The sequence below is a fragment of the Streptomyces globisporus genome (assembly GCF_003501885.1).
GTDB lineage: Bacteria > Actinomycetota > Actinomycetes > Streptomycetales > Streptomycetaceae > Streptomyces > Streptomyces globisporus_D.
The window spans coordinates 1-398 of sequence record NZ_QWFA01000448.1; the positions used below are offsets into that span (position 1 = coordinate 1).

The following is a 398-nucleotide window of genomic DNA, read 5'->3' on the forward strand; positions in this document are numbered from 1 at the left end:
GGCCGGGACTGAGCGGGGGGGGGCCGCCCCGCCCGGGCCGCCGGTCGGCGGCCAAACCGTTCCCGGCAGGCGGCCATCGGCGGCCCTCAGACGCCTCCGAGCCCGAACGCCCGGATCGCCGCGAGGAATTCCCCGGGCCGGTCCGTGTGGATCAGGTGTCCCGCCTCGACGGTGACCAGCTCGGCGTCCGGTATCGCGCGGACCATCTGCGCGAGCTGATCCTGGTCGATGTGGCTGTCGGGCCCGCCGCCGATGACGAGGGTGGGCACGGTGATCTCCGGGAAGCGCTCACGGACGGCCGGGTCGGGGTCGTTGATCTGCGCGTCGATGTCGGGGACGACGGGCCAGTCGAAGTCGAGGTCGCCCTCGGGGCGGACGGAGGGCGGGCGGGGCGGGTC

The 398-nt window shown here is 75.4% G+C and carries 1 protein-coding gene; it reads right to left on the reverse strand.

Annotation, left to right across the window (positions count from 1 at the left end; genetic code table 11):
- Positions 1-86 precede the first annotated feature (86 nt).
- On the reverse strand, positions 87-398 hold a 312-nt coding region (locus tag D3105_RS34245), incomplete at its 5' end, for an alpha/beta fold hydrolase (RefSeq protein ID WP_133305760.1).